The 15,525-nt window shown below is 40.5% G+C and carries 14 protein-coding genes; 4 read left to right on the plus strand and 10 right to left on the minus strand.

Annotation, left to right across the window (positions count from 1 at the left end; all coding sequences use genetic code 11):
• The first annotated feature begins 97 nt into the window (after window positions 1-97).
• From C4B60_RS18770 to C4B60_RS18780, 3 genes are all read left to right on the plus strand, one after another.
• Window positions 98-1,354, plus strand: a complete 1,257-nt coding sequence (locus tag C4B60_RS18770; RefSeq protein ID WP_167578706.1) for a YheC/YheD family endospore coat-associated protein — start codon at window positions 98-100, stop codon at window positions 1,352-1,354.
• 374 nt (window positions 1,355-1,728) lie between these two features.
• Window positions 1,729-2,148: a hypothetical protein gene (locus C4B60_RS18775; protein WP_104059622.1), complete on the plus strand. Its 420-nt coding sequence runs from the start codon at window positions 1,729-1,731 to the stop codon at window positions 2,146-2,148.
• 256 nt (window positions 2,149-2,404) lie between these two features.
• Window positions 2,405-3,061: a hypothetical protein gene (locus C4B60_RS18780; protein ID WP_104059574.1), complete on the plus strand. Its 657-nt coding sequence runs from the start codon at window positions 2,405-2,407 to the stop codon at window positions 3,059-3,061.
• A 51-nt stretch (window positions 3,062-3,112) separates the two neighbouring features.
• On the opposite strand, the gene C4B60_RS18785 is transcribed toward C4B60_RS18780, so the two are convergent.
• From C4B60_RS18785 to rlmD, 4 genes are all read right to left on the minus strand, one after another.
• A complete protein-coding gene (locus C4B60_RS18785; protein ID WP_104059575.1) occupies window positions 3,113-4,294 on the minus strand; it encodes a Gfo/Idh/MocA family protein in 1,182 nt (393 codons plus the stop codon).
• Between the two features lie 226 nt (window positions 4,295-4,520).
• A complete protein-coding gene (locus C4B60_RS18790) occupies window positions 4,521-5,549 on the minus strand; it encodes a Gfo/Idh/MocA family protein (protein ID WP_104059576.1) in 1,029 nt (342 codons plus the stop codon).
• A 327-nt stretch (window positions 5,550-5,876) separates the two neighbouring features.
• A complete protein-coding gene (locus tag C4B60_RS18795) occupies window positions 5,877-7,160 on the minus strand; it encodes a histidine--tRNA ligase (protein ID WP_104059577.1) in 1,284 nt (427 codons plus the stop codon).
• Window positions 7,161-7,406: 246 nt separating this feature from the next.
• Complete coding sequence (gene rlmD, locus C4B60_RS18800) at window positions 7,407-8,792, minus strand: 23S rRNA (uracil(1939)-C(5))-methyltransferase RlmD (protein WP_104059578.1); 1,386 nt, start codon at window positions 8,790-8,792, stop codon at window positions 7,407-7,409.
• Window positions 8,793-9,108: 316 nt separating this feature from the next.
• On the opposite strand from rlmD, the gene C4B60_RS18805 reads away from it, so the two are divergent.
• Window positions 9,109-9,552: an NUDIX hydrolase gene (locus C4B60_RS18805; protein WP_104059579.1), complete on the plus strand. Its 444-nt coding sequence runs from the start codon at window positions 9,109-9,111 to the stop codon at window positions 9,550-9,552.
• Between the two features lie 77 nt (window positions 9,553-9,629).
• Here C4B60_RS18805 and C4B60_RS18810 read toward each other — a convergent pair whose 3' ends face one another.
• The 6 genes from C4B60_RS18810 to C4B60_RS18835 form a co-directional block, all read right to left on the minus strand.
• On the minus strand, window positions 9,630-10,583 hold the full coding sequence (locus tag C4B60_RS18810) for a diacylglycerol kinase (RefSeq protein WP_104059580.1): 954 nt from the start codon (window positions 10,581-10,583) through the stop codon (window positions 9,630-9,632).
• Window positions 10,584-10,792: 209 nt separating this feature from the next.
• Entirely contained in the window at window positions 10,793-11,410 is a 618-nt protein-coding gene (locus C4B60_RS18815; protein ID WP_245154052.1) for a thioredoxin family protein, read from the minus strand.
• A gap of 45 nt (window positions 11,411-11,455) precedes the next feature.
• Window positions 11,456-12,889: an Asp-tRNA(Asn)/Glu-tRNA(Gln) amidotransferase subunit GatB gene (gene gatB, locus C4B60_RS18820; protein ID WP_104059582.1), complete on the minus strand. Its 1,434-nt coding sequence runs from the start codon at window positions 12,887-12,889 to the stop codon at window positions 11,456-11,458.
• A gap of 14 nt (window positions 12,890-12,903) precedes the next feature.
• The gene (gene gatA / locus C4B60_RS18825) at window positions 12,904-14,364 is read right to left on the minus strand and encodes an Asp-tRNA(Asn)/Glu-tRNA(Gln) amidotransferase subunit GatA (RefSeq protein ID WP_104059583.1); all 1,461 of its coding nucleotides are present in this window, start codon (window positions 14,362-14,364) and stop codon (window positions 12,904-12,906) included.
• A gap of 12 nt (window positions 14,365-14,376) precedes the next feature.
• Window positions 14,377-14,667, minus strand: a complete 291-nt coding sequence (gene gatC / locus C4B60_RS18830; RefSeq protein ID WP_104059584.1) for an Asp-tRNA(Asn)/Glu-tRNA(Gln) amidotransferase subunit GatC — start codon at window positions 14,665-14,667, stop codon at window positions 14,377-14,379.
• A gap of 120 nt (window positions 14,668-14,787) precedes the next feature.
• The gene (locus C4B60_RS18835; RefSeq protein WP_104059585.1) at window positions 14,788-15,222 is read right to left on the minus strand and encodes a YueI family protein; all 435 of its coding nucleotides are present in this window, start codon (window positions 15,220-15,222) and stop codon (window positions 14,788-14,790) included.
• Window positions 15,223-15,525: the final 303 nt, after the last annotated feature.

The following is a 15,525-nucleotide window of genomic DNA, read 5'->3' on the forward strand; positions in this document are numbered from 1 at the left end:
ATGAAACATGGAGATCAATTGGATAACCGGAACATTGCCCGATCAGGTTCACCTCTCTTCAAAAACTGCTGCAGAGATCGGAATTACCCCCGGTACCATGAAATTTCAGTTCGGTGAATGGAGCAGGGAGATTAACGTTCAGATTTGCAATGATTATTCCGGGGATATAATCGGGTTACCGGTACAGTGGAGGGAACAGCTGACCATTCCGGACGAACTTCCCTATAAATTAGTAAATAACGGCACAACTCTTAAGCTTGGCCCTGTTCTTGCCTTGATTGTATTTTCAGACTTAAGTGAGATGAAATTATCAAAGATGAATAAATATCGAGAATATTTTAGTGATTACTTTGCTGTTCAAGGACTTACTTATCTCTGTGCATGGAATTCCATTGATATAGAAAAGAAAAGAATTCAAGGGTACTACTATGACCCGGTAGAAAGCGATTCTGCAAAGACCTGGAAGTTAGGTACGTTTCCCTATCCTAACTCTGCGTACAATCGCACAGCGATGCCTAAAACAGTATTCGACGATTTGGTGTATGCAATAGGGGATCGGGTTTTCAATAGCTTTTCAAACGGTTCATTTAATAAATGGAGTTTATGGCAGCGGTTAGCTTCAGTAACACACCTCCGCTCCCATCTTCCAGCAACAAAATGTCTAACAGATATAAAAATAGTAGATAATATGCTTGAAAAATATAACACTATCTATCTAAAGCCAGTAAGCGGAACCTTGTCAAAAGGGATTAAGAAAGTTGAAAAAAGCTCAAGTGGATACCTTGTTAGTTCCCCAGCAGCCAGAAAAGCCGATAGGCCCGCTCAAAATTGCTTTGACACTATCTATATGGTTGAATCATGGCTGCCTAAACTAATAAAGAAGGAATACATTGCTCAACAGGCTATTTCCGTAAAGAGATATCAAAACAGACCCCTTGATTTCCGTGTCATCATGCAAAAAAATGAGAAAGGAAAATGGGGGTGCACTTGCATTTTCGGGAAATTTGGCAAGGCGGGTAATATTGTAACGAATTTCTCAAGGGCGGGTTTTATTCGCTTAGGAGTGGATGCTCTTCGTCTGGCGTTCAACATGAGTCATCAAGAAGCGCAAAGTAAAGCAGAGGATTTAGAAAAGATCGCTTATCAAATATGCCAGATTTTTGACAAATACGGAAATTACGGTGATCTCGGGATTGATCTGATAATAGACCAGGAACTGAATATATGGATTTTAGAGGTAAATACTCAGGATACTTACCATCGCTTTCCCCTCCATATAAATGATCAAAAGTTATATCTAAATATAGTAACCTCTCCCCTGAGATATGCAGAATATTTGGCTGGTTTTTCTTAATTGTCTACCTGCAAATCATTAGTGACTCAACTATTTAAGCTTTTTTTTAAAAATTTATGAAAATGCTTAAGATAATGTTTGGATTAAAAGGGTATTGATAATGAAATAGACGAAAAAGATAACTCGAGCATATGAGTCAACTAGAAGCAAGGACTCCCGATAAGGGTAGAGTTTTATTCATAAAACAATGTCAAAAGCACCTATTTAACTATCCTAAAAAGCAGAAATAACTTTCCCTTAAATTATCTTATTAACACTGGAAGTTAACTCTTTATTTAAACCGTAAAACGATGCTATTATCTAAGCATCGCCTCTACTATAGAAAAAACCGCAGAAATAATCAGCTCACCCCAAAGAAAGGCAGTGATAGAGAGATGCTATATATATGGGCAATCGAAAATATCATCAAAGATACACTGCAGGAGCATCACTTGAACCTGTCATATGAAATTGATAATAACCTTCCAGCCCCTATGAGCTTTAATGTATCAACCAATACCATTAAATTTGATTATCTGAAAATTAACGGCCATAAAGCAAAAGTGAACAATAGGCTTAAAGAAACCGATGAGAACTTTGTAAAAATTATGCTTTATCATGAAATTGGTTACTATCTCGACTTTAAAAAGAATAAACACGATTTAAAAACGTTAAAATACGGAGAAGATTGGGAGATAAAATCATTAATGAACTTGATTGAAAAGAATGCATGGGATTTTGGACGAACACTGGTACCGGATGATTTACTGGATTCCTATGACAAGTATCGGGAAATTGAAAATCAGAGAAGTTAATTTCCCCGTTAACATACAAGGCAGTTTGAACTGGTTCATGACCGGTGCAAACTGCCTTGTTGTTTATTTTTTGAACGTCTCCCACTTCCAATTCTGCCTAATCTACTATTTCGTATAGAAGTCTTTCATCCAATTTACAGACCCTATTTAATACCTTATTATGGTAGTAGTGTTTTTATCCATTTTTAACATTTTACTTCATAGACTACTAATTTAATGGAAAAACATAATTTTACGTAAAGAAAGGGATGGTTGAATGGTAAAGCTCGCAAAAATCTTTAATTCTACTGGACTCTTATTACTGCTCGTCTTCTTGCTGACAGGCTGCACAGGGAGCCCTGAAAACGAAGCATCCGCTACTGAGACAACAGAGGATGCTTCAGAAGAAAATAATCAAGCTGACGAGAAAGAAGCTAAGACAAAAACTGGGACTGATACAGAGTCAGAAGAATCTATATCCGGGGACTCCAGTGAAGCTGTCTCTCAAGAAACAACAAACTCGGATAAAGATACACCATCTGAAAGCAGTGAAGAAAATCTATTATCTGCTTATTCCACTCACGAAATCGAATATGCAAGGGTCTGGCTGCAGCTTGGTCCAAATCTAGAAATCGATGAATTGACGATTCGTCCTATTCCGGCTGGTACTTTGCTTAATCCTGATGATGAGACGAGTGAAAAATACCCAGAGGATGTGATTCAATTATCGGGCACCCGTCTGGTAGATGGTTCAGTAACTTACAGCAGCAATGGAAACGGGACGATCAATGTGTACCATGTCCCGCTCAGATGGGATGGAAATTATCCTGCGGGTGAACAATTTTACATAGACCTTATTTCCAATACTGAGCTAGTCTCGGTTGACACAGGAGACAACAAACAAATCGTTAATCTGATTAAGAAAATCAACTGACTCTCAAAAAAAGCAGGCTCTCCCTTGTATGGAGAAACCTGCTTTTTCAAATTAGCTGGTGACATGCTCTCTTAAGCTCTCAATTTTCACCCAGCCTCTTTTTTCAATCGATTGTTCTACAGCTTCAATAACCTCCTGACACCTTACTCCATCTTCAAGATCCGGTGAGATTTTCTGATCCGAGGCAATGGCTTCTATTAAATCAAACGCCTGATGCGTAAAGCAGTGCTCATAGCCAATAATATGACCAGCAGGCCACCACGAGCTCATGTACTTATGGCATGGCTCCGTTACTAGAATCGTTCTAAAGCCCTGAATATGCTCTTCATCTTCTTTTGAAAAGAATTGAAGTTCATTCATTCGTTCAAAATTAAAGGCAATCGAACCTTTCGATCCATTTATCTCAATACAGTTTTTATTTTTCCGTCCTGTAGCAAATCGAGTTGCTTCAAAATTACCAATCGCTCCATTTTCAAAATTCGCCAAAAATAATGTGGCATCATCAACCGTAACTTTTCCAAGCTTAGCCTGGTCTCCCGTTGAAGCACCAAGACCCCCATCCATATCGCCGCCGTCCGGTCTCTCTTTAACGAAGGTTTTGGACATTCCCATCACTTCTTCAAATTCACCGCATAGATATCTGGCGAGGTCAATCATATGAGCATTCAGATCTCCATGCGAACCGGATCCTGCGACTGCCTTATCCATGCGCCATACAAGCGGAAATTCCGGGTCTACAATCCAGTCCTGTAAGTAGTTCGCGCGAACGTGGTGAATGGCTCCGATTCTGCCTTCATCTATCAGCCTTTTTGCAAGAGCAATGGCCGGTACACGTCGGTACGTAAATCCCACCATATGCTTAACTCCGGCTTTTTTAACTTCTCTCAGCATTTCATTAGCATCAGCAAGTGACAACGCCAGGGGCTTTTCACATAATACATGCTTGCCTGCCCGTGCTGCTGCTATCGCAATTTCCTTATGGGTATTAGTAGGCGTTCCAATGTCCACGAGATCAATATCATCACGTTCGACAACCTTCCTCCAATCGGTCTCATATTCCTCCCAGCCGTATTTTTCCGATGCTTCCTTCACATTTTTCTCATTTCTGCCGCACAGCACTTTTAAGCGGTAGTCAAGGCTTGGCTCAAAATAAAAATTCACATTTCGATACGCCTGACTATGAGCTTTCCCCATAAATTTATACCCGATCAGTCCAATATTAAGTTCAGCCATCCTAACGCACCCTTTCAAAGTTTGTGGATGAATACGCTTACAGCAGCTGCTGCATTTATTTTATTTTTACTGTTTACATCACTCTATTATTCATGTTTTTACAGAATAAATAATAGTAAGTTTACCCTCTATCGTACAGTAAAAGTTTGAATATTTCAACAATATTAGACATGACTGCCATATAATTGGATTTATTATGTATTCATTTTAATTCCGTTTCATCCTCTTACTTGGCATCCTCAATCATTTCTCCCTGTGAAAAAATGGTTACTTTCTTTTCCTCCTGAGCCGATTTTATCGCGGCACACGTTAATTGAAAGCTCTTTATGTTATCCTCTAATGATGTAGCTGGAATCGTATTCTTTTCAATCGCCTGAGCGAAATCGTCCAACGAGCCCATTTGGTCTGAATAGGATACGGGCATCAGCTCTACTTTTTCACTTTTGACCTCTTCATTCTCGACTAAATAAAGCCTCACTTCATCATCAATGATTTCAATCGCTCCATGTTCACCTGCAATTCGTATATCCCCATTCCAGGAAGTATCTCTTCCTCTTGAAACCCAGCTGCCAAAATAGCTCACCCGGATATTGTCCTCAAATTGGATTGCCACACTCGCAGAGGGATTCCCTGCAAACCAGCTCCACTTTGGCCGGAAGCTTTGCGCGTATACTTCAAGCGGCTCCTTGCCAAGTAAGTACCTCACAATATCAAAGTGATGAATACTCATATCCTCAAGTAGAATCTCGGAATATTGATCTCTCCAACCTCCAAATTTTATGGCTTTTCTAAACTCGTACTCGATATAACCGATTTCTCCAATCATCTCTTTTTGAAGAAGTTCTTTTGCTGTACGAATCGGCGCTCTCCAGCGGTAATTTTGACTGATAGCTATTTTTTTATTAAATGCAGCGCTTATTTGCATTAACTCGTGAGCTTCCTCTATAGAGTGAGCCAGAGGCTTTTCCATAAGAACATGAAGACCAGCCTGCAGTGCTTTGATTGCTAAATCTTTATGGGTCTTAGGGGGTGTAATAATTAATGCCGCATCGGCCTCCAGCTCTTTTAATACCAGATCCACATTACTATAAAAACGATCTGCAGGAAGATTGATTTCCTCTTTTGCTTTTGATAAATTCTCAGGAACAAGGTCGACAACGCCAACTAATTCAGTTCGCTCATACTGCTCTACTATCGTAAGCCAGGACTGACCAAAGCCACCCGCTCCGATTTGTATGACTTTTAATGGTTTCACATCTCTGACTCCTTTTTTAGTTTTAATAATAATTTATTTTCCATTTCTATCCTTAATTTTATTCTATTTTGAAGGTTTAGGCAATTTTACTTTTAACCAACTGCTTTTCAAATTTACTAATAAAAAAACTGCAAATGAAAGAGACCAAGACGATATGTCTTATTTTCCCATCAAGGCGCTTCAGATAGCTGCTTTCTTCATAAATGATTCGGACAATTCTTCAATACGATACACAACCTTTCATTCAGTGTATAAAATATGAAGTAGTCCATCCTTCATAACGGCAGCTGTCCGGGTATTTCTCAGAATCTAAAAAGTTTATCTAAATCAATTAAATAGAAATGATTCAACTCTTTCATTTCCTGAAATCATATCCTTTACTTTGTATCGATTATTTTTCACTTCATCCTCACCGATAATAATGACATACCGGATGTCCTCTTTATTTGCTTTATCAAGAGCTTTTCCTATTTTTCTCTTGCTCATCTCGAACTCCACCTTAAAGCCCTTTTTTCTTAAATCATTCGCCACAAGCAGGGATTCCTTTTGAGTACCTAATGGAATAACATAATAATCAATCGTTGAACTTTCCTTAGAGCTCTTTCCTATTGAGCTCACTGCTGTAAAAATGACATCCAGCCCAAATGAAATACCTACTGTAGAAACGTTTAGTTCAGTGCCAATAAACCCGCCAATAGCGTTGTCATATCTTCCTCCGCTCCCGATACTCGATTTAATCGATTGATCTATTAGAAATATTTCATAGATTGTTCCTGTGTAGATCTCTAATCCCCTTGCTAAAAATGGGTTAAATACACAGTGTTCATTTACATTTAGGAATGTTAAATAGGATTGTAATTCCTTCAGCTCATTTAATCCCTGCCTTACATCTTCATTTTGTTCTGCATAAGAATCAAAATAGTCAAAGCTTGAATTTTCTTCATCACGTAAAAACTGCTTGATCATTGTAATCGTTTCAGCAGATAACCCTTGCTCATTAAGCTCAGACAAAACTGCTTCCAAACCCACTTTTTCAAGCTTATCCAGCACTAAAATAACTTTATTCATTTTTTCTTTTTGATTACCAAATACAGTAAGCATTCCTGTTAATAATTTTCGGTTGTTATAGTGAATCGCTACAGGTAAATCCAGCTTGTTGAATGCGTCAAGGGCCATAACCAGTAATTCGGCTTCAGCAATTTGTGAATCCACCCCTACTATATCAACGTCACATTGGGTAAACTCACGAAATCTTCCCGTTTTAATTGGTCCATCCCTGAATACTTTTCCAATTTCATAGCGTTTCAAAGGCATTTTCAACGTAGGGTTCATTGCCACAACCTTTGCAAATGGAATCGTCAGGTCATAGCGCAGAGCTAAATCTCTCTCTCCTCTATCCGTTAATGTGTACATTTCCTCAATGATCTCCGCTCCGCCCCCATACTTAGAAGCCAGTAATTCCGTGTAATTTAAGATTGGGGTTTCCAACGGTTTACATCCGTATTGAATAAATACATCTTCCAGTGTTCGTCTGATGTCTCTTCTAATTATTTCAGCATTCGGCAGGTAATCCTGAGTACCCTTTACATTTTGGTAATCCATTTTCTTCATGTTCAATTCCTCCATTTTTTGTAAAATAAAAAACCGCACCTGATTTAAGTAAAAACTTAATCAAATGCGATTTAATGGGAAATAGCCTTCCTATTTGCGATTTCTTAAAAATCGAATAGCAAGACTACTTAATATGATGATGTAGTTGTGAGTTCAAGCTTATTTGTTTTTTAACTGATTGCATAAACACTCACCTCTTATTTCCATTTATGTTACCATATCGCTTTTTTTCGCTCAATATTTTTTTTAGTCGACACGATAAATGCTTGCCACACACTCCACATGGCTCGTCTGCGGAAACATATCAACTGGCTGTACCTTTTCTGTTCGATAGCCGCCGTCTTCAAGCACTCGCAGATCCCTTGCGAGTGTCCCAGGATTACAGGATACATAAACAACGCGCTTCGGTTTCATTTCTAAGATGGTTTGCAGCAGTGCTTCATCACAGCCCTTGCGCGGAGGATCTACAACAATAACGTCTGCTGTTTTTCCTTCTTTGTGCCATTTGGGGATAATGACTTCTGCCGGTCCTGCTTCAAACTCTGCATTGTTGATGCCATTGAGCTCAGCATTTTTCTTAGCATCTTCGATTGCCTGCTCGACGATTTCAACGCCGTATACCTTCTTTGCTTTTTGCGCGAGGAATAGTGAAATCGTACCGATCCCGCAATAAGCATCGACGACGTTTTCTTCCCCTGTGAGCTCTGCATATTCTAGTGCCTTTTTATACAATACCTCTGTTTGAACAGGGTTAATTTGATAAAAGCTCTGAGCTGAGATCGCAAAACGAATATCTCCGATAGAATCATAAATCACGTCGCTTCCCCAAAGAACGGTTGTTTTTTCACCCATGATCACATTGGTTTTCTTGCTGTTAACATTATGAATGATGGACGATAAGCCTTTGATGTTTTCTTTTAATACGTCAATAAGCTCCAGTACATGAGGAACATCATTTGTTCTTGTGACAAGCACGACCATCACTTCGCCTGAGGTACGGCCATAGCGGATCACAACATGGCGGAGCACTCCTTTATGACGGGCTTCGTCATAGGGCTGGATGCCAAGCTCATTGGCTTTTTGCTTAACGAGTGTCATGACCTGATCGCTTACTTCTTCCTGGATAATGCACTCCTTTACGTCAACAATTTCGTGGCTGCGTTTTGCATAAAAGCCTGAAATGACACGCCCTTCACTCATGCCAAAAGGAACCTGGCTTTTATTGCGGTAGCGCCAGGGCTCTTCCATGCCAAGTGTCGGAAGCACTGGAACGTCAGGGAGCTTTCCGATTCTCTCCATTACGTCCTGCACCTGCTTTTGCTTGGCAGTTAGCTGCCCTTCATAGCTCAAATGCTGAAGCTGGCAGCCACCGCATTTGTAGTAAACCGGACAAGGCGGCACCACACGGTCCTGGCTTTTATTATGCCAGTCCATCACCCGGCCAAAGCCGTAATTTTTTGAGGTTTTTACTACTTTTACACGAACCTGCTCTCCAGGCAGTGCATTAGGAATGAATAACGGATAGCCGTCAATCTTTCCTACACCGTGTCCCTCATGGGTTAAATCTTCTATGCGAAGGTCCGTCACATCATTTTTCTTAACGGGAAGCACTCCCTGCGTTTTCTTTGCCATCTATATCTTCCTTTACTTAATCGAATGAGTAAAAATCGTACCTTTTATTTTACCATATAAATTATTGGCAATGTTAGTTTCTATGCAGATCTTGCTTATAGCGCTTAAGGCATCCTCGCTTTTTTCGAAATTGAATATCATCCCTGAAATTGTTTGTATATTTCCATCCAAAGGTTTACATAATGAAAATATTGGGTAAATATTAAATCACTAAAAATAAAATTTTTAAAAAAAGGTTGATTTATCCTTTTTTATTAAGTAGAATAATTAAAATATTCTCTTAATTCTAGAAATTATAATAAAAGGAGAGCTTCATATGGCAAATTCACCATTAGTTAAAAGAAAGGTGCTTGCATACATTACACGCGTTCAGGATGGCAGCAGGGAATTACTCGTTTTCTCACATCGCGATTACCCCGAAGCAGGCCTTCAGGTACCAGGCGGCACAGTGGAGGACTCTGAGCTGCTGATTGATGCTTTATATCGTGAGGTGGAAGAGGAATGCGGCCTCAAACGTGATGAGCTTCAGCTTCAGGGAAAGCTTCATAAATATATGTATTACGCCGAAGACCGCAAGAAGGTGTACGAACGGAACTTCTTCCATCTTGAAGTAACTACCGATACAGCAGATGAGTGGGAATATGTTGTTGACGGTGACGGAGAAGATGGCGGATTGCATTTTCAGTTCCGTTGGACGCCAATAGAAGATTGCTCGTTGGCAGCAGATCTTGATAATGCAGTAGAATGGTTGTACCAATAAAAAGTCAGTCATCTTAGGCTGGCTTTTATTGTGCACTAAAAAAATAAGATCGCCCCAAAAGCTGGGAGCAATCTTATCTAATCAAGCAGATTATTTTTTAACGTTACGGTTTTATCGTCATCCACGCGATCCTGCTCCCGCAGCTGGTCAAGCGGCGCAAAAACATTCAGGTGGCGGTATAGGTTTTGGAATTCTGCCGGCAATAATCCCCCGAACTCCCCATCAAGATTCAGCTGCACCTTTTCTTTAGCCGTGATTTTAATATGGTTAGCCTTAACATACACAAGATGCGGATCATGAAGATGCTCTCCTCTAAGGGCAAGCGAGATAATTCTTATCGTTTCCGCAAGATTTGTTTTCTTTAAAAACATCAGAGTAAACAACCCATCGTTTATAGAGGAATCGGGAGCGAGTTTTTCAAATCCTCCGACAGAATTCGTTAAACCGACAAGAAAAATCATAACTTCTCCTTCAAATACCTTACCATCATATTCAATTCTGACATCTGATGGTTTAAAGGATGGCAGCATTTCAATCCCCTTAAGATAGTAGGCAAGCTGGCCTAGCATCGTTTTCAGTCTGCTTGGCACTTCATACGTCAGCTCTGTAATACGGCCTCCTCCGGCAATATTAATAAAGTACTTATCATTCATTCTCCCAAGGTCTACAGGGATCGTGTTTCCTTCTAAGATGATATCCAGCGCTTTTTCAATATCGCGGGGGATGTGGAGGGCTCTTGCAAAATCATTTGTGGTACCCATCGGAATAAGCCCCAATTTCGGTCTGTTCGGCTTTTCAGCTATCCCATTTACAACCTCGTTTAATGTGCCGTCTCCACCTGCTGCAATAATAAGATCATGTCCGCGGTTGACCGCTATTTCTGCTGCAGCTGTTGCATCGCCTGCACGGGTAGTCGCATGACAGGAGGTTTCATAGCCTGCCTGTTCAAGCTTCATTAATACCTCCGGCAAATGCTTTTTAAACAGCTCCCTGCCTGAGGTTGGATTATAAATAATTCTTGCTCTTTTCATCATTTCTTCATCCTACTCTTTGATTAGTCATGCCATTTGTAATCTATAGATGGTCCTTTTGCTGCAAATCGTAACCAGTACCATTCTATGCGTAAACCAGTTTAAGTAAATCACTACTTACATAAAAAAAAGATAAGCCGGAACTCCAGCTTATCTTTATCATAACGTGACCTTATGAAGATTTCCACTTTCCTCTGTGAAAAAAAGTGTTAATTCTTTAAGACCGCCTTTAATTCTTCATAAACTGCAAGCCAAAAATCCTCTCGTTCCTGATAAGCGGCGGTAAGCTGTTTGAATAATAGCTCCTGACCCGTTTTAAATGCGGGATCTTCCTTTGCCGGCAGAGTACTTTTTGATTCATCGACAAACTCCTGAACCTTTTGGGCGCGTGGTCCCCATTTCCCAATCTCGCTGCCATCTTCATCAATGAAAATAAAGATAGGAATGGAGCGGGCAGTACCGTTTGTTAAATAGCGGTCCATTAATTCAAGGTTTGAGTCCCTTAAAAGAAAACGAACCTTAATGTTTGATTCATTTGCGAGCGCCAGCAGAACAGGGTTGTTCATCATTGCGTCTCCGCACCAGTCCTCTGTAAGAACGAGGGCTCTAATGTTACGTGCAGCAAGTGATGAAAAAAATTCCTGATCCTCTGGCAGTGAAAACTGCTTTGCCACATTCTCCATATTTTCCTTATGTGTTGTCATCGAGTTTTTATATTCTTCTTCTGTTAATCCTTTATCAAACCATTCATTTAATGTAGTCATTCTTATCACCTCAGCTATTTGATTTTCTACTACAGAATGACACAAAGAAGTAATTTTTTCCATTATTTTGATTTAAAAAAACCGCCAAAATGGCGGTTTTTGAGTTCATTATCTTTTTTGAATTTCCTGGTTTAACAGCTTGTTGACCATTGGCGGATTTGCCTGGCCTTTTGAAGCCTTCATTATTTGGCCTACAAGGAAGCCGATGGCGCGGTCCTTACCGTTTTTAAAGTCTTCAATTGACTGAGGATTTGCATCGAGAACATCGGTTACAAACTTCAGTAATTCGCCTTCATCGGAAATTTGGACTAGCCCTTTTTCTTTCACGATCTTTTTAGGGTCTCCGCCTTTTTCAATCAGCTCTTTAAAGACCTTTTTCGCTATTTTAGAAGAAATGGTGCCGTCTTGAATCAGCTTAATCATTCCAGCAAGACCCTGAGGCGTTAAGGCAATATCCTTTAGCTCCTTCTGCTCTGCGTTAAGATAGCCGGATACTTCTCCCATCAGCCAGTTTGAAGCAAGCTTAGCATCTGCCCCCTGCTCAAGGGTTGCTTCAAAGAAGTCGGACATTTCTTTTGTTAACGTCAAAACCATGGCATCGTAGCCGGGAAGTCCAAATTCTTCTACATAACGCTTTTTACGTGCATCAGGAAGCTCAGGAATAGAAGCTCTTACGCTTTCTCTCCACTCCTCATCAATATACATAGCCACAAGATCCGGTTCAGGGAAATAACGGTAGTCATCTGACCCTTCCTTCACACGCATCAGCAGGGTTTTACCGGTTGATTCATCATAGCGGCGTGATTCCTGTCTGATTTCCCCGCCTGAAAGCAGCACCTGCTCCTGGCGGATTTGTTCATGCTCAAGGCCTTTTTTTACATAGTTAAAGGAGTTAAGGTTTTTCAGTTCAGCTTTTGTACCGAATTCCTCCTGTCCAATTGGACGAAGAGAAATATTCGCATCACAGCGCAGTGAACCCTCTTCCATTTTACAGTCAGATACTCCTGTATATTGAATAATTGATTTAATTTTTTCAAGGTAGGCATAGGCTTCTGCCGGTGTTCTGATATCCGGCTCAGAAACGATCTCAATTAACGGCGTCCCCTGGCGGTTATAGTCACATAGTGAATAGCCTTTATCCGTGTGAGTCAGCTTGCCGGCATCCTCCTCCAGGTGAAGGCGCGTGATGCCGATTCGTTTTTTGTAGCCGTCTACTTCAATTTCAACCCATCCATGTTCACCGATCGGCTGATCAAATTGTGAAATCTGATAGGCTTTTGGGTTGTCGGGATAAAAATAGTTTTTGCGGTCGAATTTCGTTTGCTCTGCGATTTCACAGTTTAGAGCCATCGCTGCTTTCATGCCCCACTCAACTGCACGCTTATTGATCACTGGCAGCACACCCGGATAACCAAGGTCAATTACATTGGTGTTTGTGTTCGGCTCCGCACCAAAATGTGCAGGTGCAGGAGAGAACATTTTAGAGTCAGTTTTAAGCTCTACATGGACTTCAAGTCCAATAATCGTTTCGAAATTAGTCATGTTTGTTCTCCCTCCTACAATCCTGGTTTTAACTTATGGTGTTCGGTCGCTTGTTCAAATGCGTGAGCAACGCGGTAAACCGTGCTCTCATCAAAATGCTTGCCGATAATTTGAAGACCGAGCGGCAATCCGTTTGAAGAAAGACCAGCCGGAACAGAAATTCCAGGAACCCCTGCAAGGTTAACCGGAATCGTTAAAATATCGTTTGCATACATCGTTAGCGGGTCGTCCACTTTTTCACCAATCTTAAAGGATGGTGTAGGTGTTGTCGGTCCGACGACTACATCATACTGTTCAAAGATCTGGTCGAAGTCCTGCTTAATTAGCGTGCGGACCTTTTGAGCTTTTTTATAGTAAGCATCATAATAGCCTGAGCTTAATGCATACGTTCCAAGCATAATACGGCGTTTTACTTCATCACCGAAGCCTTCTGCCCGCGTTTTTTTATAAAGGTCAATTAGATTTTCTGCATTGTCTGCACGGTAGCCGTAGCGAATACCGTCAAAACGAGCAAGGTTTGCTGATGCTTCAGATGAAGACAGCAGATAATAAGTGGCTACTCCGTATTTAGAATGCGGCAGTGATACTTCATCGACAGTCGCCCCAAGTCCTTCTAACACATCAAGTGCTTTACGGACAGATTGGCGGACCTCTTCGCTTACCCCTTCACCAAGGTATTCTTTAGGCACAGCAATTTTCAGGCCTTTAATATCACCTGTTAAAGCCTGGCGGTAGCTTGGTACATTCACATTTGCTGAAGTTGAATCGTTGGGATCGAGCCCGGCAATGGCTTCTAATAGGTACGCATTATCCTCGACATTTCGAGTAATCGGACCGATTTGATCCAATGATGATGCAAATGCAATTAAGCCAAAACGTGAAACCCGGCCATAGGTTGGCTTAAGCCCAACAACTCCGCAAAATGAAGCAGGCTGACGGATGGAGCCCCCTGTGTCTGACCCCAAAGAAAATGGCACCTCTCCTGCAGCTACTGCAGCAGCAGAACCTCCTGAAGAACCTCCAGGCACTGTTTCTAAGTTCCATGGATTTTTTGTTTTTCTCATGGAGGAGTTTTCAGTAGAAGATCCCATCGCAAATTCATCCATATTTAATTTTCCAATCGTAATCGCATCTGCAGCCCGAAGCTTATCGACTACTGTAGCGTTATAGATCGGATCAAAATTTCCAAGTATTTTACTAGCTGCTGTTGTGCGCAGATCCTTTGTAACGATATTATCCTTTACGCCAATCGGCATGCCAAAAAGCATTCCCTGCGAACCATCTGAAGATAATTTTGATTGAAGTGCTTCAGCCTGCGCCAGTGCACGCTCTTCATCTAATGTTAAAAACGCCTGAACCTGATCATCTACCTCAGAAATTCGCTTATAGGATTCCCGGACAAGATCGGTTACAGTAATCTCTTTTTTATGTAGAAGGCCTTGCAGATCGGACAACTTCTGATCAAATAATGACATGTCTACGCCTCCCTATTCCAGTATTGTTGGCACCTTCACTTGACCATCCTGATGGTCCGGTGCATTTTTTAAGACTTCCTCACGTGGAAGGCCTTTTGATGCTTTATCTTCACGCATAATATTTTTCATTTCAAGCACATGAGTCGTAGGCTCTACATTAGAGGTATCAAGCTCATTCAGCTGTTCAGCAAAGGTAATAATTGAACCCAGCTGTCCGGCAAATTTTTCAGCTTCTTCTTCTGTAATAGCAAGACGCGCCAAGTGGGCTACGTGCTTAACCTGATCCGTCGTTATTTTTGTCATTGTGTAAGTCACCTCCGCGATTGTTCGAACACTCACAATACTGCTTATCATACCAAAAATGCGCTTTAGAAGGCAAATCCATATCCGATAATTCGGTGCAGTCGTTTTTCTTTAGCAGCCCTATCCGAAGAAACGTTTAAAGAAAGAGGGTTTTTCCTCAATACTTTCACTTGGTTTAGCTCTTTTTGAAATCTCAATGCGCTCCTTATCAACGGCTTCCTCATGTGCAAGCACCAGCCCGTACTCAGAATTGTGCTCCTTATTGGAAACAGATGTATAAGATACTTTGTACTTATCAGCTAGCCGAATATATTTAGATAAAAAGCTGTAGCTCATATTTCCATTTAAGAAAAGCTTAAGGTTTTTATTCTTTTTCATGGCTTCCTCTATTTCAGAGTAAGCCTCTTCTTCTCTTACCTGAGTCTGCAAAAGAACATACTCAATTCTCTCCCGAATCGTTCCTAAATATTTTCGCCTTTCATCCGGAAGAATTTCTTTTGCTCCGTATATACCATCCTGAATATAGTCATCTACACTTTTTCTGTTATTACTCATGCTGTCACCTCTTTGCTATACTTTGAATTACACTTTCATATGGCATCATTGTACTTGATTTAATCATTCATTTCACTGAAAGACACCTGTTAGACGATAGGATAAAATGATCCCTTTTACTTCCTTATTTAACTTAACCAATGCATAGTAAAAAGAATTAGCGCGAGAATAACAACAAACGCAATGAGTCTTGTTTTTAATACTAATTTTTAACTACTCATTCAAAAAGAACTAATAGATATTATTTTTTGCTTCTCAAAAACAATATTTCCTATTTTCCCCGTATTCACCCTGGTATAATAG

The sequence above is a fragment of the Jeotgalibacillus proteolyticus genome (genome assembly GCF_002926065.1).
Taxonomy (GTDB): domain Bacteria; phylum Bacillota; class Bacilli; order Bacillales; family Jeotgalibacillaceae; genus Jeotgalibacillus; species Jeotgalibacillus proteolyticus.

Excerpts from the sequence above, each read along its gene's own strand:
- rlmD (WP_104059578.1), bottom strand. The coding sequence starts at position 8,792 with ATGGCAAAGAAAACGCAGGGAGTGCTTCCCGTTAAGAAAAATGATGTG.
- C4B60_RS18795 (WP_104059577.1), bottom strand. The coding sequence starts at position 7,160 with ATGAAGAAAATGGATTACCAAAATGTAAAGGGTACTCAGGATTACCTG.
- gatB (WP_104059582.1), bottom strand. The coding sequence starts at position 12,889 with ATGACTAATTTCGAAACGATTATTGGACTTGAAGTCCATGTAGAGCTT.
- C4B60_RS18775 (WP_104059622.1), top strand. The coding sequence starts at position 1,729 with ATGCTATATATATGGGCAATCGAAAATATCATCAAAGATACACTGCAG.
- C4B60_RS18770 (WP_167578706.1), top strand. The coding sequence starts at position 98 with ATGAAATTTCAGTTCGGTGAATGGAGCAGGGAGATTAACGTTCAGATT.
- C4B60_RS18785 (WP_104059575.1), bottom strand. The coding sequence starts at position 4,294 with ATGGCTGAACTTAATATTGGACTGATCGGGTATAAATTTATGGGGAAA.
- C4B60_RS18805 (WP_104059579.1), top strand. The coding sequence starts at position 9,109 with ATGGCAAATTCACCATTAGTTAAAAGAAAGGTGCTTGCATACATTACA.
- C4B60_RS18780 (WP_104059574.1), top strand. The coding sequence starts at position 2,405 with ATGGTAAAGCTCGCAAAAATCTTTAATTCTACTGGACTCTTATTACTG.
- gatC (WP_104059584.1), bottom strand. The coding sequence starts at position 14,667 with ATGACAAAAATAACGACGGATCAGGTTAAGCACGTAGCCCACTTGGCG.
- C4B60_RS18810 (WP_104059580.1), bottom strand. The coding sequence starts at position 10,583 with ATGAAAAGAGCAAGAATTATTTATAATCCAACCTCAGGCAGGGAGCTG.
- C4B60_RS18815 (WP_245154052.1), bottom strand. The coding sequence starts at position 11,410 with ATGGAAAAAATTACTTCTTTGTGTCATTCTGTAGTAGAAAATCAAATA.
- gatA (WP_104059583.1), bottom strand. The coding sequence starts at position 14,364 with ATGTCATTATTTGATCAGAAGTTGTCCGATCTGCAAGGCCTTCTACAT.
- C4B60_RS18835 (WP_104059585.1), bottom strand. The coding sequence starts at position 15,222 with ATGAGTAATAACAGAAAAAGTGTAGATGACTATATTCAGGATGGTATA.